The sequence below is a fragment of the Cronobacter sp. HA18006 genome (assembly GCF_011605445.1).
In the GTDB taxonomy this organism is placed as follows: domain Bacteria; phylum Pseudomonadota; class Gammaproteobacteria; order Enterobacterales; family Enterobacteriaceae; genus Cronobacter; species Cronobacter sakazakii.
The window spans coordinates 488,474-508,117 of sequence record NZ_JAANQB010000021.1 but is presented as its reverse complement, the minus strand read 5'-3'; the positions used below and the strand labels follow the sequence as shown (position 1 = coordinate 508,117).

The window sequence follows — 19,644 nt, the reverse complement described above, 5'->3', positions numbered from 1 at the left end:
GTTAATTCAGGCGACATGATGCGTCGCATTCCGGCTCCGGCTATATAAGAGCAGGCCGAAATTTATGAATGACGGATAAAAAGGAGCCGCCCTCAGGCGGCTCTTTTACACCATTAAGACTGGCGGGACATGGCAGCAACTTCTGCTGCAAAGTCAGTCTCAACTTTCTGGATGCCTTCGCCCACTTCAAAGCGGATGAAGTTAGTGACGTCAGCGTTGTGCTCTTTCAGCAGCTGAGCAACAGTTTTGCTCGGGTCCATAACGAACGGCTGACCGGTCAGAGAAACTTCGCCGGTGAATTTCTTCATGCGGCCTTCAACCATTTTCTCTGCGATTTCTTTCGGCTTGCCAGACTGCATGGCGATGTCCAGCTGTACCTGGTACTCTTTTTCTACCACGTCAGCAGACACGTCTTCCGGCTTAACGAATTCCGGCTTGCTTGCAGCAACGTGCATCGCCAGCTGTTTAACCAGCTCTTCGTCAGCGTTTTTAGCCGCAACCAGAACGCCGATACGCGCGCCGTGCAGGTAGCTCGCCAGAACGTCGCCTTCCAGGGATGCGATACGACGGATGTTGATGTTCTCGCCGATTTTAGCAACCAGTGCAACGCGCTCTTCTTCGAACTGCGCTTTCAGTGCTTCAACGTCGGTGATTTTGCCCGCAAAAGCCGCGTCCAGCACTTTGTCAGCGAACGCCTGGAAACCGCCGTCTTTAGCAACGAAGTCGGTCTGGCAGTTAACTTCCAGGATCACGCCGTAGTTGCCTTCGATCTTGGTTTTGATCACGCCGTCAGCAGCTACGTTGCCTGCTTTTTTCGCCGCTTTGATCGCGCCAGATTTACGCATGTTTTCGATAGCCAGCTCGATGTCGCCATTAGCTTCAACCAGAGCTTTTTTACATTCCATCATGCCTGCGCCAGTACGTTCGCGCAGCTCTTTTACCAGGGAAGCGGTAATTTCAGCCATTCTATAATCCTCGGTTATCTCGTGCGGGGAGATAAGTCCAGGCCTGTCGGATACTACCGACACACCCGACTCAAACAAAAAAGGGAGCCTGAGACAGGCCCCCTAACCAAACTTGTTACTACCTGGTTAATAAGGGCTCTAAACGAGCATGCCTTATTATTCAGCTTCTACGAAGCTTTCTTCCGCCTGAGCAGCCAGATCCTGAGAACGGCCTTCACGAACGGTTGCAGCAACAGCATTCAGGTACAGGCTGACGGCACGGATGGCGTCATCGTTACCCGGGATAACGAAGTCAACACCGTCCGGATCGGAGTTGGTATCAACGATAGCAAATACCGGGATACCCAGGTTGTTTGCTTCTTTGATAGCGATGTGCTCGTGGTCAGCGTCGATAACGAACAGTGCGTCCGGCAGGCCGCCCATGTCTTTGATACCGCCGAGGCTGTTTTCCAGCTTTTCCAGCTCACGGGTGCGCATCAGCGCTTCTTTTTTGGTCAGCTTATCGAAGGTGCCGTCCTGAGACTGAGTTTCCAGATCTTTCAGGCGCTTGATGGACTGACGAACGGTTTTCCAGTTAGTCAGCATACCGCCCAGCCAGCGATGGTTCACGAAGAACTGGTCGCAGCTGTTAGCAGCTTCTTTCACCGCTTCGCTTGCAGCGCGTTTGGTACCGACGAACAGAATCTTACCTTTACGGGAAGAGATTTTGCTCAGCTCAGCCAGGGCTTCGTTGAACATCGGTACGGTTTTCTCAAGGTTGATGATGTGAACTTTGTTACGCGCACCGAAGATGAACGGCTTCATTTTCGGGTTCCAGTAACGGGTCTGGTGACCGAAGTGAACACCAGCCTTGAGCATGTCGCGCATGGAAACAGTTGCCATGATTTAAAACCTCTGTTTAAAAGTTGGGGTTATGCCTCCACGTATCCCATATTACCGACCCCGAAGGGCACCCCGGAATATGTGCCGATACGTGTGTGTTATTACACAAAGTGAGAGTAGTCGCCTCTGTGCCAGGATTCTGGTACAGAAGTCCGGCGCGCTTTATATCACAAATTCGGCCGGGACTCCAATAGTTGTTCACAGGACGTGCCCTTAATGATTCTCAATTTGGCACCTTCCTGATGCCCTGATACCATTGTTTTACATTTATCAGTATTGCCGACTTTTCCGGCACCAGCGGACCAGATTATGGCTATTTCAATCAAAACCCCTGAAGAAATCGAAAAAATGCGCGTCGCGGGCAGGCTTGCCGCTGAAGTGCTTGAAATGATCGAAGAACATGTGAAGCCGGGCGTCAGCACGGGCGAGCTGGATCGTATCTGCCACGATTACATTACCAATCACCAGCATGCGATCTCCGCGTGCCTGAACTACCACGGTTTCCCGAAATCCGTGTGCATCTCCATTAACGAAGTGGTGTGCCACGGGATCCCTGATGACGGCAAGCTGCTGAAAGATGGCGACATCGTTAACATCGACGTGACCGTCATTAAAGATGACTACCACGGCGACACGTCCAAAATGTTTATCGTCGGCAAACCGACCATTCTGGGCGAGCGCCTGTGCCGCATTACGCAGGAAAGCCTCTATCTGGCGCTGCGTATGGTGAAACCCGGCATTCGCCTGCGCACGCTCGGTGCCGCCATTCAGAAATTCGTCGAAGCGGAAGGCTTTTCTGTGGTGCGCGAGTATTGCGGACACGGCATTGGCCGCGGCTTCCATGAAGAGCCGCAGGTGCTGCATTACGATGCCGACGACGGCGGCGTGGTGCTGCAACCGGGCATGACCTTTACGGTCGAGCCGATGGTGAACGCCGGCGACTACCGCATCCGCACCATGAAGGATGGCTGGACGGTGAAAACCAAGGATCGCAGCTTGTCTGCACAGTACGAGCATACTATTGTGGTGACGGATAACGGCTGCGAAATTCTGACGTTGCGTAAAGACGACACCATACCCAACATCATTTCGCATAACGACTAATAAGAAGCCGGCAAACGCCGGCTTTTTTTATGGGTGGCGCATGATGAGTAACACATTACCCGAGCAGTCTGTGAATACCACGCTTGCTCCTCTTCCCGGACAGCCTGATTACCCCGCCACCTGGCCTGCCGACGCGCTTAACTGCGCGCAAATCAAACAGCATCTCGACGCTTTTCAGCAGTGGCTGGGCGCGGCGTTTGACGACGGCTACACCGCCGAACAACTCATTGAAGCCCGCACTGAATTTATTGACCAGCTCCTGCAACGGCTGTGGATTGCCGCGGGCTTTGGCGACACTCCGGACACCGCGCTGGTCGCGGTCGGCGGTTACGGGCGCGGCGAGCTGCACCCGCTATCCGATATCGATCTGCTGATCCTGAGCCGCAAGCGCTTAAGCGAAGCGCAGGCGCAAAAAGTGGGCGAGCTGCTGACGCTCCTGTGGGACGTGAAGCTGGAAGTGGGCCACAGTGTTCGCACGCTGGAAGAGTGTCTGCTGGAAGGGCTTTCGGATCTCACCGTTGCCACAAACCTTATCGAATCACGCCTGCTGATTGGCGACGTGGCGCTTTTCCTTGAGCTGCAAAAGCACATCTTCAGCGACGGCTTCTGGCCTTCGGAGAAATTTTTCGCCGCCAAAGTGGAAGAGCAAAATGAGCGCCACCAGCGCTATCACGGCACCAGCTACAACCTGGAGCCGGACATCAAAAGCAGCCCTGGCGGCCTGCGCGATATCCACACGCTGCAATGGGTGGCGCGCCGCCACTTTGGCGCCACATCGCTGCGTGAAATGGTCGGCTTCGGCTTTCTGACGGAAGCCGAGCGCAACGAGCTTGACGAGTGCCAGCATCTGCTGTGGCGCATTCGTTTTGCGCTGCATCTGGAACTCAACCGCTACGACAACCGCCTGCTGTTTGACCGCCAGTTGAGCGTAGCTCAGCGCCTGCGTTATGAAGGCGAAGGCAACGAGCCGGTTGAGCATATGATGAAGGATTTTTACCGCGTCACGCGCCGCGTCGGCGAGCTCAACCAGATGCTGCTGCAACTGTTCGACGAAGCGATTCTCGCGCTCACCACCGATGAAAAGCCGCGCGTGCTGGATGACGATTTCCAGCTGCGCGGCACGCTTATCGATCTGCGCGACGAGACGCTATTTATTCGCGAGCCGCAGGCTATTCTGCGCATGTTTTATATGATGGTGCGTAACCGCGACATCACCGGGATCTACTCCACCACCCTGCGCCATCTGCGCCACGCGCGCCGCCACCTCAAACAGCCGCTGTGTTACATCCCGGAAGCCCGCTCGCTGTTTCTGGCGATGCTGCGCCATCCGGGCGCGGTAAGCCGCGGCCTGCTGCCGATGCATCGCCACAGCGTGTTATGGGCTTATATGCCGCAGTGGTCGCATATCGTCGGTCAGATGCAGTTCGACCTTTTCCACGCCTATACGGTGGATGAACACACCATCCGCGTGCTGCTGAAGTTGGAAAGCTTCGCTAAAGAAGAGACGCGCGCGAAACACCCGCTCTGCGTGGATCTCTGGCCGCGCCTGTCGCACCCGGAACTGATCCTCATCGCCGCGCTGTTCCATGATATTGCCAAAGGCCGTGGCGGCGATCACTCGGTGCTGGGCGCGCAGGACATCCTGAAATTTGCCGAGCTGCACGGCCTCAACTCGCGTGAAACGCAGCTGGTCGCCTGGCTGGTGCGCCACCATCTGCTGATGTCGGTCACGGCGCAGCGCCGCGATATTCAGGACCCGGAAGTCATTAAGCAGTTTGCCGAAGAAGTGCAGACCGAAAACCGGCTGCGTTTTCTGGTCTGCCTGACGGTGGCGGATATCTGCGCCACCAACGAAACGCTCTGGAACAGCTGGAAGCAGAGCCTGCTGCGCGAACTCTACTTCGCGACCGAAAAACAGCTGCGTCGCGGCATGCAAAGCACGCCCGACATGCGCGAGCGGGTGCGTCATCACCAGCTTCAGGCGCTGGCGCTGCTGCGTATGGAAAACATCGACGAAGAGGCGTTGCATCACATCTGGGGACGCTGTCGCGCCAACTACTTTGTGCGACACAGCCCCAATCAGCTCGCCTGGCACGCGCGGCATCTGCTCCATCACGATCTCAGCAAGCCGCTTATCCTGTTAAGCCCGCAGGCGACGCGCGGCGGCACCGAGATATTTATCTGGAGCCCGGACCGCCCTTACCTCTTCGCCGCTGTCTGCGCCGAGCTTGACCGGCGCAACCTGAGCGTACACGACGCGCAGATCTTCACGACCCGCGACGACATGGCGATGGATACCTTTATTGTACTGGAGCCGGACGGCAGCCCGCTCTCCCCCGACCGCCACGAGGCGATTCGCCACGGTCTTGAGCAGGCGATCACCCAGCGCACCTGGCAGCCGCCGCAGCCGCGCCGTCAGCCGGCCAAACTGCGGCACTTTACGGTGGAAACCGAGGTTAATTTCCTGCCAACGCATACCGACAGAAAATCGTTTCTGGAGCTTATCGCGCTCGATCAGCCCGGCCTTCTGGCGCGCGTCGGGCAGGTCTTCGCCGACCTCGGCATTTCGCTGCACGGGGCCCGGATCAGTACAATCGGGGAGCGAGTAGAAGATTTATTTATAATCGCGACAGCGGACCGGCGTGGGCTTAATAATCTGCTCCAGCAAGAGGTGAGACAACGGTTGACAGAGGCCCTCAATCCAAACGATAAAGTGTAGTGAATTTTTAATACCCAAAAGTTATCAGGAAAGAAGCTAATTATGCAGCAGCTACAGAACGTTATTGAATCCGCTTTCGAGCGCCGCGCCGACATCACGCCGGCGAACGTCGATGCCGTCACCCGCGAGGCGGTCAACCAGGTTATCGCCCTGCTGGACAGCGGCGAACTGCGCGTCGCAGAGAAGATCAACGGCGAGTGGGTCACCCACCAGTGGCTGAAAAAAGCGGTGCTGCTCTCCTTCCGTATCAATGACAACCAGGTGATTGAAGGCGCGGAAAGCCGCTACTTCGACAAAGTGCCGATGAAATTCGCTAACTACGACGAAGCGCGCTTCCAGAAAGAAGGCTTTCGCGTGGTGCCGCCTGCAGCCGTGCGCCAGGGTGCGTTTATCGCCCGCAACACCGTGCTGATGCCGTCTTATGTCAATATCGGCGCGTATGTCGATGAAGGCACCATGGTGGACACCTGGGCGACCGTTGGCTCCTGCGCGCAAATCGGTAAAAACGTTCACCTCTCCGGCGGCGTCGGCATCGGCGGCGTACTGGAGCCGCTGCAGGCCAACCCGACCATCATTGAAGACAACTGCTTTATTGGCGCGCGCTCCGAAGTGGTGGAAGGCGTTATCGTCGAAGAAGGCTCTGTTATCTCGATGGGCGTTTACATCGGCCAGAGCACCAAAATTTACGACCGCGAAACCGGCGAAGTCTTCTACGGTCGCGTGCCGGCAGGCTCCGTGGTGGTTTCCGGTAACCTGCCGTCGAAAGATGGCTCATACAGCCTCTACTGCGCGGTGATTGTGAAGAAGGTCGACGCGAAAACCCGCGGTAAAGTGGGTATCAACGAACTGCTGCGCACCATCGACTAAGCAGAACGAAAAAAGGCGGGCCTGGCCCGCCTTTTTCGCATCTGAGGGTGGCGCGATGGGATCTTTTCATTAATTATCTAAAGGTTATTATTTCCCCAGGGGGATCGCTATGTACGACAACCTTAAGAGTCTTGGCATAACCAATCCTGATGAAATCGACCGTTACAGTCTGCGCCAGGAAGCGAACAACGATATCCTGAAGATCTACTTCCATAAGGATAAGGGCGAGTTCTTCGCCAAGAGCGTGAAGTTTAAATACCCACGCCAGCGCAAAACCGTGGTCGCCGACGGCGTCGGTCAGGGTTACAAAGAAGTGCAGGAGATCAGCCCTAACCTGCGCTACGTGATAGACGAGCTGGATCAACTCTGCCAGCGCGACCGCACTGAAGTGGATCTCAAACGCAAAATCCTGGACGATCTGCGCCATCTGGAAAGCGTCGTGGCGAACAAGATCTCAGAGATCGAATCCGACCTCGAAAAGCTCACCCGCAACAAATAAGCGTCGCCCGCGCGTTTCGCGCCGGGCATTGGACGTAAAAAAGGCCGCAATCGCGGCCTTTTGTTTTTACATCAGGTATTACTGCATCAGCAGATAGATGGAGCTGTCGCCACGCTGAATATTCAGCGCCAGCACCGACGGCTTGCTGTCGAGGATTTTGCGCAGTTCAGCGATATTGCTCACCGGCTGCTGGTTCGCGCCGACGATAACATCGCCTTTCTTCAGGCCGATACGCGCCGCAGGCGAGCCCGCTTTCACGCTGTTCACCACCACGCCTTTCTCTTTACCGGCGCGGTTGCTCATCTCCGCCCCTTCGATACCGCTGAAGATGGAAGAGGAGTCTACCTGCGTCTGGCTGCTCTGCTGCAGCACCAGATCGACATTCACCGGTTTGCCGTCGCGCAGCAGGCCGAGCGTCAGTTTCGTGCCGACCGGCATGGTGCCGACCTGCGCACGCAGCGCGGCGAAGCTGCTAATCGGTTTGCCGTTCAGCGACACAATCACGTCGCCCGCTTTCACACCCGCTTTGGCGGCGGAAGAGTTCGCCAGCACCTGGCTTACGAACGCGCCGCGCTGCGCATCGACTTTCATCGCTTTAGCGAGTTCAGAGTTCAGCTCGGTGCCCATGATGCCCAGCTCGCCGCGTTTCACCTGGCCATATTCGACCATCTGCGACGTCAGGCTTTTCACCATATTGCTCGGAATAGCGAAGCCGATACCGATGTTGCCGCCGTCCGGCGCAAGAATTGCGGTGTTAATACCGATAAGCTCACCGTTCAGGTTCACCAGCGCGCCGCCGGAGTTCCCGCGGTTAATTGCCGCATCGGTCTGGATAAAGTTCTCATAGTTTTCCGCGTTCAGGCCGCTGCGACCCAGCGCCGAGACGATACCGGAGGTCACCGTTTCGCCAAGACCGAACGGGTTACCGATGGCCACAGCGTAATCGCCGACGCGCAGGCTGTCGGAGTCGGCAAGTTTAATCGCCGTCAGGTTTTTCGGATCCTGAATCTGGATAAGCGCGATATCGGAGCGCGGATCTTTACCCACGATTTTCGCGTCCAGCTTACGGCCATCGCTCAGCTGCACTTTAATCGTGGTAGCGTTATCCACCACGTGGTTGTTGGTAACCACATAACCTTTGGCGGCATCGATAATCACACCGGAGCCGAGCGCCATAAATTTCTGCTGCTGGCCGCCGTCATCCGCGCCGCCAGGGCCGCCCTGGCAGAAAGGCGAACTCTGGAACGGTGAGCCTTCCTGGCAGAACGGCGAATCATCACCGAAGAATTGCTGGAAGTTGCGCGGCATACGCGGCGTATTCACCGTGGTGCTGCCTTCAACATTAATGCTGACGACAGAAGGCATGACTTTTTCCAGCATCGGCGCCAGGCTCGGCATCGCCTGCGACGTCACGGCGGACGCGGTTTCAGCGGCGAAGGAAGCCGGGCTTAAAGCCAGCCCCAGGCTCAGGGCCAGCGCACTCATTGCTAACGTGGTTTTTTTCATCGATTCATTCTCAACTAACAAGTAACGCAAATAAATTGCTGTGAAGGTGTCTGTCAGAGTCGATTTATAGCGCGAAGTTCCGTCGTTAATTTTCTGAAAAAAGTAAAAATTTATTGTCCGTCTTTACAAAACGAAGCGGCTTATTCTACCGCCATCAGTTTGCGATATTCATCCCAGGCGTAGAGATCGGTCATGCCGCTGATATAGTCCTGAATGAGTCGGCAACGATAATAATATTCCCAAACCGGGAAATCTGCCGCCTGCGGATGTAGATGACTCACGGCCTCGATATAAGCCAGCCGGTGACGGGAGGAAAGTTTATGGTAAAGACGCGATTCAATCGGCAGCGACCGTACGCTCTCTTTTTCCACCAGCTCGCGAAATTGCGCGAGCGTCAGCGCAAGCAGCGGGCTGTAAATATCCAGCAACCCGCTAATAACCCGGTAGCCCTGCAACTCCAGCTGCTCGACGTCAGGGTGGTTAAATACATGACGCACCGCGACATTTTTATACAGCTCCAGCAGGCGACTGTACGGGCTGTCATCCTCCAGCAGCGCATGATTAAACGAACCGTTAAAGACGTCCGGCAAATTATCAATAAAGCGCTGCGCGGCGTAAGGCGCCAGCCGATTTAATGTATTCACGCGCAGATACATAAAGAACTGGTCTTCCGCGCTGTGGTGTAATTGATTAGTGCCCGATTTATCCCAGGCATTTTGCACGACCAGATTAAAGAGATCGCCCGGCGCATGTTCACCCCAGGCGTCATAGAGATGCTGATATAACTGCTCAACGCTGAAAATACGTTTTTCCACCGCATCTTCGAGATCCGCCACGCAATAAGAAATATCGTCAGCCGCTTCCATAATCCAGGCGAGCGGGAAGCGACTGTAAGTGTCTAATTGCAGTTCTTTACGCAACCGCGAAATATATTGATCTTCGGAGAGATAAAACCCCGGCTTTTTCATCAGGTAGCTATGGGTTTCCGGCACCGGGCCGTGGTGCCAGGCCGGGCGCGTATATTTGAGGATACCGCCAACCTGCGCCCAGGTGAGATTCATGCGCAACAGCGTATGCACCAGCCGAATGCCTTGCGCGTTCCCTTCGAAATGACACAGATCGCGGCGCACGTTGCCGCGCAGGGCGTTAAGCGCCTCTTCGCCCTCCTGCAGGCGCAGCGTCTGCACCGTGCAGCGGTCCTGGCTTACGGGCAGGTTTTCGGCATCAGCCGGAAAGAGCCGCTGGCTGAACCAGTCGTTAATCGCCGCTTCGCCGAAGTGGCCAAACGGCGGATTGCCGATGTCATGCATCAGGCACGACATCTCGACAATACTCTCAAACGGCCCGGTCAGCTCCGCCAGGCCATACGCCTCAAGCAGCCCCTGCTCTTTCAGACGGCTCAACACTTCTTTGGCGATATAGCGCCCCACCTGTTGCACTTCCAGAGAGTGCGTAAGGCGCGTGCGCACCGCGGCGTTGCGCTCAAGGGGAAAAACCTGGGTTTTCTGTTGCAGGCGGCGGATCGCGGGCGAGTTGATAATACGACCGCGATCGCTTTCAAAAATGCGCAGGATCTCGTGTTCACTCTTCACGCCCTGCGGCGAGCGATACCGGCGATGCCAGTTGATTTTGTTTCGGAAATCGATTTTCTCCATCCGCCCTCCCGGTCTGCGCGCACGCGAATTAAATCCTTGCTGTCTGCCATGATAGACTATGCCTCTGAATCCATCATTTAGCGAGTATCTCTATGAAAGCAGGCATTATTGGCGCAATGGAAGAAGAAGTGACGCTGCTGCGTGACAAAATCGACAACCGCCAGACCCTGAATATCGCCGGCTGCGAAATTTACACCGGCACCCTCAACGGCGTGGACGTGGCGCTGCTGAAATCGGGCATCGGTAAAGTTTCCGCCGCGATGGGCGCGACGCTGCTGCTGGAGCACTGCAAACCTGACGTGATTATCAATACCGGCTCGGCGGGCGGTCTCGCGCCGTCGCTGAAAGTGGGCGATATCGTGGTTTCCGACGAAGTGCGCTACCACGACGCCGACGTGACCGCGTTCGGCTACGAATATGGCCAGATGGCGGGCTGCCCGGCGGCGTTCAAAGCCGATGAAAAACTGATCGCGGCGGCGCAGGAAACCATCGAAAAACTGGACCTGCACGCGGTGCGCGGGCTGGTGGTGAGCGGCGACGCCTTTATCAACGGCTCCGTGAACCTTGCTAAAATCCGCCACAACTTCCCGCAGGCGATTGCCGTTGAGATGGAAGCGACCGCCATTGGCCACGTCTGCCATAACTTCGGCGTGCCGTTTGTCGTCGTGCGCGCTATCTCTGACGTTGCCGATCAGCAATCACACCTGAGCTTTGAAGAGTTTCTGGCGGTGGCGGCGAAGCAGTCGAGCCTCATGGTCGAGACGCTGCTCACGAGCCTGAACCGTGGCTAAACGCTGGCTTACCGGGGCGCTTGTCGCCCTGTTGGTTCTCCCGGCGTGGCTTTTTGCCGCGCCGCGGGTCATTACCCTCTCCCCTGCCAATACCGAACTCGCCTTTGCCGCCGGGATCACGCCGGTTGCGGTAAGCGCTTACTCTGACTACCCCGATGCCGCGCGTCAGCTCGAACAGGTGGCAAACTGGCAGGGGATGAACGTGGAGCGTATCGCGGCGCTTAAACCCGATCTGCTGGTCGCCTGGCGCGGCGGCAACCCGGAACGGCAGATAAACCAGCTCAAATCGCTCGGCATTCACGTGCTCTGGCTCGATCCGCAAAATGTCGCGCAGGTGGCCGACGCGCTGCGCGCGCTCGCCCCCTACAGCCCGACGCCGGAAAAGGCACAGGCCGCGGCGCACGAGCTTGAACAGCGCTGGCAAGCGCTCATCGCGCGTTATAAAAGCCAGCCGAAAAAGCGCGTGTTTTTACAGTTCGGCACGCGTCCGCTTTTTACCACCAGCAAAGCCTCCATCCAGAATGAAATCGTCGGGGCCTGCGGCGGCGAGAATATCTTCGCCAACAGTCCCGTTCCCTGGCCGCAGGTGAGCCGCGAACAGGTGCTGGCGCGCCATCCTGAAGCCATCGTTATTACCGGCGGCGAGAAGTCCATCGCCGCCACGCGGCAGTTCTGGCAGCCTCTGCAAAATGTTCCTGTCATAAGCATTAACGATGACTGGTTTGAGCGCGCGGGCCCGCGTATTATCCTCGCCGCGAATCAGCTCTGTCAGGCGCTGGCAGAGGTAAAATAACGAGTCGAGGAACATCATGCTGGTTTACTGGCTGGATATTATTGGCACCGCGGTGTTTGCCATCTCCGGCGTTTTGCTGGCGGGCAAACTGCGTATGGATCCTTTCGGCGTACTGGTGCTGGGCGTCGTCACCGCGGTGGGTGGCGGTACGATCCGCGATATGGCGCTCGATCATGGCCCGGTGTTCTGGGTGAAAGATCCCACCGATCTGGTGGTGGCGATGGTGACGTGTCTGCTGACGATTGCGCTGGTGCGCCAGCCGCGTCGCCTGCCGAAGTGGGTGCTACCGGTGCTGGACGCGGTAGGCCTCGCGGTGTTTGTCGGCATCGGCGTGAATAAAGCGTTTATGGCTGGCACCGGGCCGCTGGTGGCGATTTGCATGGGCGTGGTAACGGGCGTCGGCGGCGGTATTATTCGTGACGTGCTGGCGCGCGAAATCCCGATGATCCTGCGAACCGAAATCTACGCCACCGCGTGCATCGTGGGCGGCATCGTCCATGCGACGGCGTTTTACACCTTTGAAGTGCCGCTGGAGCAGGCAAGCATGATGGGCATGGTGGTGACGCTTGCGATCCGTCTTGCCGCGATCCGCTGGCACCTGAAGCTCCCCACCTTCGCGCTGGACGAAAAAGCGTAAGCCATAAAAAAAGCCGTGTCGCAAAACACGGCTTTTTTATTTCAGCAAGGCAATCAGATGCTGAAGGAAGAACCACACCCGCAGGTGCTGGTGGCGTTCGGGTTATTCACCACAAAGCGCGAGCCTTCGAGGCCTTCGGTGTAATCCACCGCGCCGCCCACCAGGTATTGCAGGCTCATCGGGTCTACGACCAGCGACACGCCCTGCTTCTCGATAGTCATATCGCCATCGTTAATCTGGTCATCAAAGGTAAAACCATACTGGAAGCCGCTGCACCCACCACCGGTGATGTAGACGCGCAGCTTGAGATTCGGGTTGTCCTCGTCTGCGATCAGGCTTTTTACTTTATTGGCGGCTGCGTCGGTAAACTGCAGCGGCAGCGCTACGTCATCACTCATTTTTTGCTCCCGTTGAAACCAGCAATCGGGCAAAGAATAACCCGATCTTTAGGGCCATTATCTATTACCCTGGTAAATCGTTCAAGTATTCCGCCCGTCGGTCTGCGCCTGTCGTTCCGCCTCCTGTTTCGCAAGCGTTCGCGCGAGGATAGTGGAATAGAGCGGCTTACCGCCGAGGAACTGGGCGAGCAGTGTCGCGCCGAGACAGGTAATAATCATTGGCAAAATGAGCTGGTAATTATCCGTCATCTCTAGCACCAGCACGATACCGGTAATCGGCGCCCTTACCGAGGCGGCAAGCAGCGCGCCCATGCCCGCGATGGCAAACGTCCCCGCCTGTAAGTGCCACTGCGGGAACCACGCGGCGCAGGCCATGCCGAACGCGCTGCCAAGCAGCGTGCCGAGCGCCAGCATCGGGGCGAAAATCCCGCCTGGCGCGCCGGAGGAGAAACAGAACACCGTCGTCACCACCCGCGCGATGAAAATAAACAGCAGCATCCCGACGGTAAAATTACCCGCCGCGGCGATGGGGATTAACCCAAACCCGCCGCCCGCTGCCGCAGGCTCCCACAGCGCAAGCAGACCACACGCGCCGCCAATCGCGCCGCCGAGCAGCACCCAGCGGGTAGTATTGCCGCCATGAATACGCGCGAATACGTCCTGCATCCCGAGCACCAGACGGTTAAACAGCGGCCCCACGGCACCGAAAATAATCCCCAGCAGCAGATAGAGCCATAGCGTATAAACTGGCGCGTCGGTCAATTGCCCGACTTCGATTACCGATTTTTCGCCATTGAAAATGCGAAAGACGATGGTCGACATAATGACCCCGGTAAACACCGCTTTAATGGAAATCAGGTTGTAGTGAAACTGCGTGCGCATCTCTTCAATAATGAACAGAATGCCCGCGAGCGGCGCGTTAAAAGCCGCTGCCAGACCTGCCGCCGCCCCCGTCGCCAGCAACGTATGGCGCGCCTCAGCATCGGGGCGATGAAATATATCCAGCACCATGCGCCCGATATTGCCGCCCATCTGCACCATCGGGCCTTCGCGGCCGAGCACCATGCCAGCGCCAAGCGTGCCCATCCCGCCGAAAAACTTCACCGGCAGCACGCGCCACCAGCGCACCGGGCGTAACTCCTCCAGCGCGCCTTCGATTTCAGGAATACCCGAACCGCCCGCCTCCGGCGCGAAGCGGCGCACCAGAAAATAGCCCACCAACGCCAGCAACGCGGAAAACAAAAACGCCAGCAGCCAGACGAGCCACGGGATGTGCGCCACCTGCGCCAGGCCTTCAATGCGATGCGCCGTCACCCAGGCGACCGCTTTTTCAAATGCCACGCCCGCAAGCCCCGCCAGTACGCCAGTGAGAGACGCCAGCAGCAAAATCGTCAGCGGCGTTTTGTCGCGCGACAGTAACTGGCGGATAACCGCGGCATGTTGAAATCCTCTGACGCGGCGGTTGGGTGTCGTCTGCGGGGTCATACGAACAGTTCTCCGAAAAGCATTCAGGCCGCGCATTATACGTCGCGCGGCCGCGTCATTCAAAAAAGCCCTGCCCGCTGTCTGGGTTTAATCGGGCAAAACTTTCATAACGTGGAAGGGATGACTTAGAATAACCCGTTATCCCTCTTTTCCCGAATCAGGAGCCGATTCATGAGTAAGTCTGAAAACCTCTTTGCCGCCGCCCGCGAACTTATCCCAGGCGGCGTGAACTCGCCGGTGCGCGCCTTTACCGGCGTGGGCGGTACGCCGCTGTTTATCGAACGGGCGGACGGGGCTTATCTCTATGATGCCGACGGCAAAGCCTATATCGACTACGTTGGCTCCTGGGGGCCAATGGTGCTCGGCCATAACCACCCGGCGATTCGCAACGCGGTGATTGAAGCGGCAGAGCGTGGCCTGAGCTTCGGCGCGCCGACGGAAATGGAAGTCAAAATGGCGCAGCTCGTCACCGAACTGGTGCCGACGATGGATATGGTGCGTATGGTGAACTCCGGCACCGAAGCGACCATGAGCGCCATCCGTCTGGCGCGCGGCTTTACCCGTCGCGATAAAATCATCAAATTCGAAGGCTGCTACCACGGTCACGCGGATCACCTGCTGGTGAAAGCGGGCTCCGGCGCGCTGACGCTTGGCCAGCCGAACTCGCCGGGCGTACCGGCAGATTTCGCCAAACATACCCTGACCTGCACCTATAACGATCTCGCCTCCGTGCGCGAAGCCTTCGAGCTTTACCCGCAGGATATCGCCTGCATCATCGTTGAGCCGGTAGCGGGCAACATGAACTGCATTCCGCCGCAACCCGATTTCCTGCCGGGCCTGCGCGCGCTGTGCGACGAATTCGGCGCGCTGCTGATTATCGATGAAGTGATGACGGGTTTCCGCGTCGCGCTGGCGGGTGCGCAGGCGTACTACAACGTGGTGCCGGATCTGACCTGTCTTGGCAAAATCATCGGCGGCGGTATGCCGGTGGGCGCGTTCGGCGGACGCCGCGAAGTGATGGAAGCGCTGGCACCGACCGGCCCGGTCTACCAGGCGGGCACGCTCTCCGGCAACCCGATTGCGATGGCGGCGGGCTTCGCATGTCTGAGCGAAGTGGCGCAGCCTGGCGTTCACAGCACGCTCGACGCGCTGACAACGCAGCTGGCGGAAGGCCTGCTCGACGCCGCGCAGGAAGCCGGCGTGCCGCTGGTGGTGAACCACGTCGGCGGGATGTTCGGCTTCTTCTTTACCGATGCCGACAGCGTGACCTGCTATCAGGATGTGGTGAAATGCGATGTCGAGCGCTTTAAGCGTTTCTTCCATCTGATGCTGGAAGAAGGGGTTTATTTCGCGCCGTCAGCGTTTGAAGCGGGCTTTATGTCTGTCGCGCACAGCGAAGAAGATATCAACAACACCATCGACGCTGCGCGCCGGGTGTTTGCGAAGCTGTAATCGTTTTTTGACCGTGGCGGGTGCGCATACGCTTACCCGCCCTACAATGCATCAACAAAGGTGAGTCAATGTAAGGTGGGTAAGCGCAGCGCACCCACCTTTCACCCGCACAGCACCTTACGTAGGGTGGGTAAGCGAAGCGCACCCACCTTTCATCCATCAAACGCCCCACCGTTCCCCAGGCAACCCACCACGATTTCCTGTCTCTGATTAACGGCTCTGCTTACGCAACAAATACACGAAATACGGCGCGCCGATAAACGTCGCTAACAGCCCCGCCGGGATCTGGTACGGGAACATCACCATCCGCCCTGCCCAGTCCGCCAGCATCATCAACATACCGCCCAGCAACGAAGCGATAATAAGCTGCGGCAACGCGCGGCGAAAACCGAGCATCCGCGTAATGTGCGGTGCCATCAGCCCGATAAAACTCAGCGGCCCGATGGTCAGCGTCGCCGCGGCGGTCAGCGCTGAAGCCAGCAACAGCAGCACAATGCGGGTCGGCGTCAGCGCCATCCCGACCGCGCGCGCAGTCTCGCCGCCAAGCGGCAGCACCGTCAGCCAGCGGCGGCACAGCGGCGTCAGCGCCAGCAATATCAGCATCACCCACAGCGAATTTCGCGCCTGCTGCGGCGTCACGCTGTAAGTGGAGCCGGAGATCCAGGTGATCACCTGCGCCATACGCGGATCGCCGCTCGCCTGCAGCATTACCAGCAGCATCGTAAACGCGGTGCTGAGCGCCATCCCCGCGAGTAGCATCCGGTGCGGCGAAAACCCGCCGCGTCCGGCGGCAATCAGAATAATCATCAGCGTCGCCGCCGCCCCGACGCTGCCCGCCGGCAGCAGCCAGCCGAACGCGTCGCCCGGCACGAACAGCAGCATCAACACCACGCCGAACGCCGCGCCGGAGCTAATGCCCAGCACTTCCGGGCTTGCCATCGGGTTGCCGGTCAGCCGCTGGATAATACAGCCCGCCGCCGCCAGCATCGTGCCTGCGCACAGCGCCGCCAGCACGCGCGGCCAGCGCCAGCCCACCAACTCGCGCAGCACGTCGCCCTGCGCCCACACCCAGCTGTGCGCGTCGCGGCCAAAACAGAGCGCCAGCGCCGCCACGCCCAGCAGCAGTAACATCCCCGCCAGCGTCCAGCGCGCCACATGGCCACGCTCGGCCGGGATCGTGTCGCCCGCGTTCATCGCCGGCGCGCTCATGGTACGCAGACGCGGCAGGAGCCACAGCAGCAGCGGCGCGCCAAACAGCGCCGTCGCCATCCCGGTGGAGACTTCCAGCCAGACGCGGGAGAGCCAGAGGATAAACTGATCCGACAGCCACAGCAGCAGCGCGCCGATGAACGACGCCAGCAGCAGCCGCGCCAGCAGCCGACGCGCGCCGAGCATCTTCGCGAGCAGCGGCGCAAACAGCCCGATAAACCCGATAATCCCGACCGCGTTGACCAGCAGGGCGCTGATAACAATCGCCAGCGTCAGCGTCGCAAGCCGCGCCAGCGACAGCGCAAGCCCAAGATTGCGCGCCACGCCGTCATCCAGCCCCATCAGCGTAAGCGGGCGTAACAGCAGCAGCGTCAGTAAAAAACCCGCCAGCAGTTGCGGCCAGAGCCGCGCCGCCACGCTCCAGTCGTTCTGGTTAAGCGCGCCGGTGCTCCATAAAAACATGCTTTGCAGCTGATCGTGATGGAACAACACCAGCAACTGATTGACGGCACCGCAGTAGAGGCTCACCACCAGGCCCGCCAGAATCAGCGTGACCGGCGAGAGGCGTTTACCCCAGGCGACGCCAAACACCAGCAACCCGACCACGCAGGCACCGGCCAGCGCCGCGAACTGCGCGGTCAACACGCCGCCCGGCAGCGCCCAGAGCGTCGCCACAGTGACGCCAAGCTGCGCGCCGGTCGCCACGCCGAGCGTGGTCGGCTCCGCCAGCGGGTTACGCAGCACCTGCTGGAACAGTACGCCAACCAGCCCAAGCCCGGCGCCGACCAACAGCGATACCGCAAAGCGCGGCAGCAGGCTGTAATGGAAAAGCATCTGATCGATGGCGTCGATATTGGGGCGCCACAGCGCCTCTTGCCACTGCGCGCGCGGCAGCCAGGCGTTCAGGTTGGCCCAGCTCAGGCCGAGCGCCAGCGCGAACAGCAGCCCCAGCAGCAGCGCCGGGAAAAGCAGATGATGTCGCCTCATGCCCGGCCTCCCAGCGCGTTTTGCAGCACGCGGCCAAAGCGCATCGCCGAGAGTGTCGCGCCGTAAAACCAGACGGCGGGCACGCGCTGAAAACGGCCCTCGCGCACGAACGGCATCGCCTGCCAGAGCGGCGTGGCGGCAAGCTGGCGCATCGCCTGATCATCGCCATGCTCAAAGCAGATAACGTCAGCCTCGCGGAACTGCGCAAGCCGCTCAATGCCGACAATCGCGCTGCCCCAGAAGTTGGTCTTATCCTGCCAGGCGTTGGGGATCTTCACCGCGTCCAGCACCGGCTGAAACAGGCTGTTAGTGCCAAGCGTCAGCGCGTGGCGTGAGTCCAGCAGCGACATCATCAGCAGCGGACGCTGCCCGCGTCCCGCCAGGCGCACTTTCATCTGCGTAAGAAACTGCTCGAATTCATCGAGGTGAGCATGGGCCGCTTTCTCAAGGCCTAGCCGTTCGGCCAGCGTCAGCAGCGACTGCCGCGCCATCGCGAGCGGCGCTTTACCGTCGGTAAACGTCACGCCCATGCCGGGCGCGATACGCTTAAGCTGCGCTTCCGACGGGCCATAACCGGCCGACCAGATCATCAGCGACGGCTTAAGCTCAGTGAGCAGCTCCAGATTGGGCTCGGTACGCAGCCCGACGTCGATGACGGCATCCGGCAGCGGCGGATAATCAACCCACAGGCGGTAGTTCGGCACATCCGCCACCGCGTAAGGCATCACGCCAAGCGCGATCAGCTGTTCGACGGGCAGCCATTCGAGCGCCACGATACGTTTGAGATCCACCGATGCCGCACGGGCTTTCGCCATGTGCCACATCAGCGGCGAGAGAGCCATCGCCGTCATCAGACGCCGACGGCTGAAAGGGGTTGAGAGAACGTCGCGCATCAGCAGACAAAGCTCACGGGTGCGAGGCCCGCCGGATGCGGCAGGATGCCCATCGGAATGCCATAAATCTGTTTGAGCGTTTCGCCGTTCATCAGTTCCAGCGGGCTGCCCTGGGCTATCATCTCCCCGCCGCGCAGCGCCACCAGATGGTCGCAGTAACGCGCGGCCATGTTGATGTCGTGCAGTACCGCAATCACGGTTAACCCGCGCTGCTGGCTTAAACGGTGGATCAGCGCCAGCACGTCGACCTGATGGGCGATATCCAGCGCTGAGGTCGGTTCGTCGAGCAGCAGGCAGCGGCTGTTCTGCGCCACCAGCATGGCAATCCAGGCCCGCTGGCGCTCGCCGCCGGAAAGGCTGTCTACCAGCCGGTGCGCAAGCGGTTTAAGCCCCACCAGGCTAATCGCCTCCTCCACCCGTTCGCGGTCTTCCGCCCCAAAACGCCCAAGCGCGCCGTGCCACGGGTAACGACCAATCGCCACCAGTTCACGCACCGTCATGCCTTCGGCGGCGGGCAACTGCTGCGGCAGATACGCGACTTCACGCGCGAACACTTTGCTGTTCCAGCCCGCCAGCGGCTCGCCGTTAAGCAGAATGTCGCCACCGGAGGGTTTCTGATGACGACCAAGCATTTTCAGAAGCGTCGATTTGCCGGAGCCGTTATGGCCGATAAGGCCGGTGAATCTGCCCGCCGGAAAGGTGAGCGACAAGGGGTGCAGCAGCGTGCGTCCGGGCACGCGAAAAGTGACATCTTTTAACGAAAAACCAGCATCGGGCGGGGAAATTTTGTCCTGCATGGTAG

Annotated in this window: 17 protein-coding genes; 8 read left to right on the top strand and 9 right to left on the bottom strand. The window is 58.9% G+C overall.

The annotated features are described in order from the left end of the window. Positions 1-113: 113 nt before the first annotated feature. Together tsf and rpsB are read right to left on the bottom strand one after the other, a co-directional pair. On the bottom strand, positions 114-965 hold the full coding sequence (tsf, locus tag G9X48_RS14480; protein WP_004386138.1) for a translation elongation factor Ts: 852 nt from the start codon (positions 963-965) through the stop codon (positions 114-116). Positions 966-1,121: 156 nt separating this feature from the next. Then, positions 1,122-1,847, bottom strand: a complete 726-nt coding sequence (gene rpsB / locus G9X48_RS14475) for a 30S ribosomal protein S2 (RefSeq protein ID WP_004386139.1) — start codon at positions 1,845-1,847, stop codon at positions 1,122-1,124. 309 nt (positions 1,848-2,156) lie between these two features. Here rpsB and map point away from each other — a divergent pair, with 309 nt between their 5' ends. The 4 genes from map (at position 2,157) to G9X48_RS14455 (ending at position 7,036) form a co-directional block, all read left to right on the top strand. Continuing rightward, a complete protein-coding gene (gene map / locus G9X48_RS14470) occupies positions 2,157-2,951 on the top strand; it encodes a type I methionyl aminopeptidase (RefSeq protein ID WP_007864522.1) in 795 nt (264 codons plus the stop codon). Positions 2,952-2,994: 43 nt separating this feature from the next. Then, positions 2,995-5,670: a bifunctional uridylyltransferase/uridylyl-removing protein GlnD gene (glnD, locus tag G9X48_RS14465; RefSeq protein WP_041460969.1), complete on the top strand. Its 2,676-nt coding sequence runs from the start codon at positions 2,995-2,997 to the stop codon at positions 5,668-5,670. 42 nt (positions 5,671-5,712) lie between these two features. Beyond that, positions 5,713-6,537 carry a 2,3,4,5-tetrahydropyridine-2,6-dicarboxylate N-succinyltransferase gene (dapD, locus tag G9X48_RS14460; protein ID WP_004386142.1) on the top strand — a complete coding sequence of 275 codons (825 nt, stop codon included), beginning with the start codon at positions 5,713-5,715 and terminating at the stop codon, positions 6,535-6,537. A 109-nt stretch (positions 6,538-6,646) separates the two neighbouring features. Beyond that, complete coding sequence (locus G9X48_RS14455; protein WP_004386143.1) at positions 6,647-7,036, top strand: DUF3461 family protein; 390 nt, start codon at positions 6,647-6,649, stop codon at positions 7,034-7,036. 78 nt (positions 7,037-7,114) lie between these two features. Here the strand turns inward: G9X48_RS14455 and degP are convergent, their stop codons facing one another. Both degP and dgt read right to left on the bottom strand, forming a co-directional pair. After that, the gene (gene degP, locus G9X48_RS14450; RefSeq protein ID WP_004386144.1) at positions 7,115-8,542 is read right to left on the bottom strand and encodes a serine endoprotease DegP; all 1,428 of its coding nucleotides are present in this window, start codon (positions 8,540-8,542) and stop codon (positions 7,115-7,117) included. 140 nt (positions 8,543-8,682) lie between these two features. Beyond that, complete coding sequence (gene dgt / locus G9X48_RS14445) at positions 8,683-10,197, bottom strand: dGTPase (RefSeq protein WP_004386145.1); 1,515 nt, start codon at positions 10,195-10,197, stop codon at positions 8,683-8,685. 92 nt (positions 10,198-10,289) lie between these two features. Between dgt and mtnN the strand changes: the two genes are divergently transcribed. The 3 genes from mtnN to G9X48_RS14430 are packed head-to-tail and all read left to right on the top strand — an operon-like array spanning position 10,290 to position 12,418. Beyond that, positions 10,290-10,988, top strand: coding sequence for a 5'-methylthioadenosine/S-adenosylhomocysteine nucleosidase (gene mtnN / locus G9X48_RS14440; protein WP_097641744.1), 699 nt, complete (start codon positions 10,290-10,292; stop codon positions 10,986-10,988). Then, positions 10,981-11,781 (top strand): vitamin B12 ABC transporter substrate-binding protein BtuF, encoded by an 801-nt coding sequence (gene btuF, locus G9X48_RS14435; RefSeq protein ID WP_097641745.1) that lies wholly within the window; start codon positions 10,981-10,983, stop codon positions 11,779-11,781. The genes mtnN and btuF overlap by 8 nt, the downstream gene beginning before the upstream one ends. Before the next feature lie 16 nt (positions 11,782-11,797). Continuing rightward, the gene (locus G9X48_RS14430) at positions 11,798-12,418 is read left to right on the top strand and encodes a TRIC cation channel family protein (protein WP_004386148.1); all 621 of its coding nucleotides are present in this window, start codon (positions 11,798-11,800) and stop codon (positions 12,416-12,418) included. Positions 12,419-12,471: 53 nt separating this feature from the next. Here G9X48_RS14430 and erpA read toward each other — a convergent pair whose 3' ends face one another. Together erpA and clcA are read right to left on the bottom strand one after the other, a co-directional pair. Next, a complete protein-coding gene (erpA, locus tag G9X48_RS14425; RefSeq protein ID WP_004386149.1) occupies positions 12,472-12,816 on the bottom strand; it encodes an iron-sulfur cluster insertion protein ErpA in 345 nt (114 codons plus the stop codon). A gap of 81 nt (positions 12,817-12,897) precedes the next feature. After that, complete coding sequence (gene clcA, locus G9X48_RS14420) at positions 12,898-14,301, bottom strand: H(+)/Cl(-) exchange transporter ClcA (protein WP_097641746.1); 1,404 nt, start codon at positions 14,299-14,301, stop codon at positions 12,898-12,900. Between the two features lie 171 nt (positions 14,302-14,472). Between clcA and hemL the strand changes: the two genes are divergently transcribed. Continuing rightward, entirely contained in the window at positions 14,473-15,753 is a 1,281-nt protein-coding gene (gene hemL / locus G9X48_RS14415; protein WP_014729567.1) for a glutamate-1-semialdehyde 2,1-aminomutase, read from the top strand. A 210-nt stretch (positions 15,754-15,963) separates the two neighbouring features. On the opposite strand, the gene fhuB is transcribed toward hemL, so the two are convergent. Genes fhuB through fhuC form a run of 3 tightly spaced genes read right to left on the bottom strand, consistent with a single transcriptional unit; the run spans position 15,964 to position 19,639 of the window. Beyond that, a complete protein-coding gene (gene fhuB, locus G9X48_RS14410) occupies positions 15,964-17,949 on the bottom strand; it encodes a Fe(3+)-hydroxamate ABC transporter permease FhuB (RefSeq protein WP_097641747.1) in 1,986 nt (661 codons plus the stop codon). After that, a complete protein-coding gene (gene fhuD / locus G9X48_RS14405) occupies positions 17,946-18,842 on the bottom strand; it encodes a Fe(3+)-hydroxamate ABC transporter substrate-binding protein FhuD (protein ID WP_054624440.1) in 897 nt (298 codons plus the stop codon). The genes fhuB and fhuD overlap by 4 nt, the downstream gene beginning before the upstream one ends. Then, positions 18,842-19,639 carry a Fe3+-hydroxamate ABC transporter ATP-binding protein FhuC gene (fhuC, locus tag G9X48_RS14400; RefSeq protein WP_105629583.1) on the bottom strand — a complete coding sequence of 266 codons (798 nt, stop codon included), beginning with the start codon at positions 19,637-19,639 and terminating at the stop codon, positions 18,842-18,844. The genes fhuD and fhuC overlap by 1 nt, the downstream gene beginning before the upstream one ends. Positions 19,640-19,644 lie beyond the last annotated feature (5 nt).

Coding starts and splice junctions, on each gene's coding strand:
- rpsB (WP_004386139.1), bottom strand. CDS start 1,847: ATGGCAACTGTTTCCATGCGCGACATGCTCAAGGCTGGTGTTCACTTC.
- dgt (WP_004386145.1), bottom strand. CDS start 10,197: ATGGAGAAAATCGATTTCCGAAACAAAATCAACTGGCATCGCCGGTAT.
- degP (WP_004386144.1), bottom strand. CDS start 8,542: ATGAAAAAAACCACGTTAGCAATGAGTGCGCTGGCCCTGAGCCTGGGG.
- hemL (WP_014729567.1), top strand. CDS start 14,473: ATGAGTAAGTCTGAAAACCTCTTTGCCGCCGCCCGCGAACTTATCCCA.
- map (WP_007864522.1), top strand. CDS start 2,157: ATGGCTATTTCAATCAAAACCCCTGAAGAAATCGAAAAAATGCGCGTC.
- fhuC (WP_105629583.1), bottom strand. CDS start 19,639: ATGCAGGACAAAATTTCCCCGCCCGATGCTGGTTTTTCGTTAAAAGAT.
- G9X48_RS14430 (WP_004386148.1), top strand. CDS start 11,798: ATGCTGGTTTACTGGCTGGATATTATTGGCACCGCGGTGTTTGCCATC.
- mtnN (WP_097641744.1), top strand. CDS start 10,290: ATGAAAGCAGGCATTATTGGCGCAATGGAAGAAGAAGTGACGCTGCTG.
- dapD (WP_004386142.1), top strand. CDS start 5,713: ATGCAGCAGCTACAGAACGTTATTGAATCCGCTTTCGAGCGCCGCGCC.
- glnD (WP_041460969.1), top strand. CDS start 2,995: ATGAGTAACACATTACCCGAGCAGTCTGTGAATACCACGCTTGCTCCT.
- fhuB (WP_097641747.1), bottom strand. CDS start 17,949: ATGAGGCGACATCATCTGCTTTTCCCGGCGCTGCTGCTGGGGCTGCTG.
- erpA (WP_004386149.1), bottom strand. CDS start 12,816: ATGAGTGATGACGTAGCGCTGCCGCTGCAGTTTACCGACGCAGCCGCC.
- fhuD (WP_054624440.1), bottom strand. CDS start 18,842: ATGCGCGACGTTCTCTCAACCCCTTTCAGCCGTCGGCGTCTGATGACG.
- clcA (WP_097641746.1), bottom strand. CDS start 14,301: ATGACCCCGCAGACGACACCCAACCGCCGCGTCAGAGGATTTCAACAT.
- tsf (WP_004386138.1), bottom strand. CDS start 965: ATGGCTGAAATTACCGCTTCCCTGGTAAAAGAGCTGCGCGAACGTACT.
- G9X48_RS14455 (WP_004386143.1), top strand. CDS start 6,647: ATGTACGACAACCTTAAGAGTCTTGGCATAACCAATCCTGATGAAATC.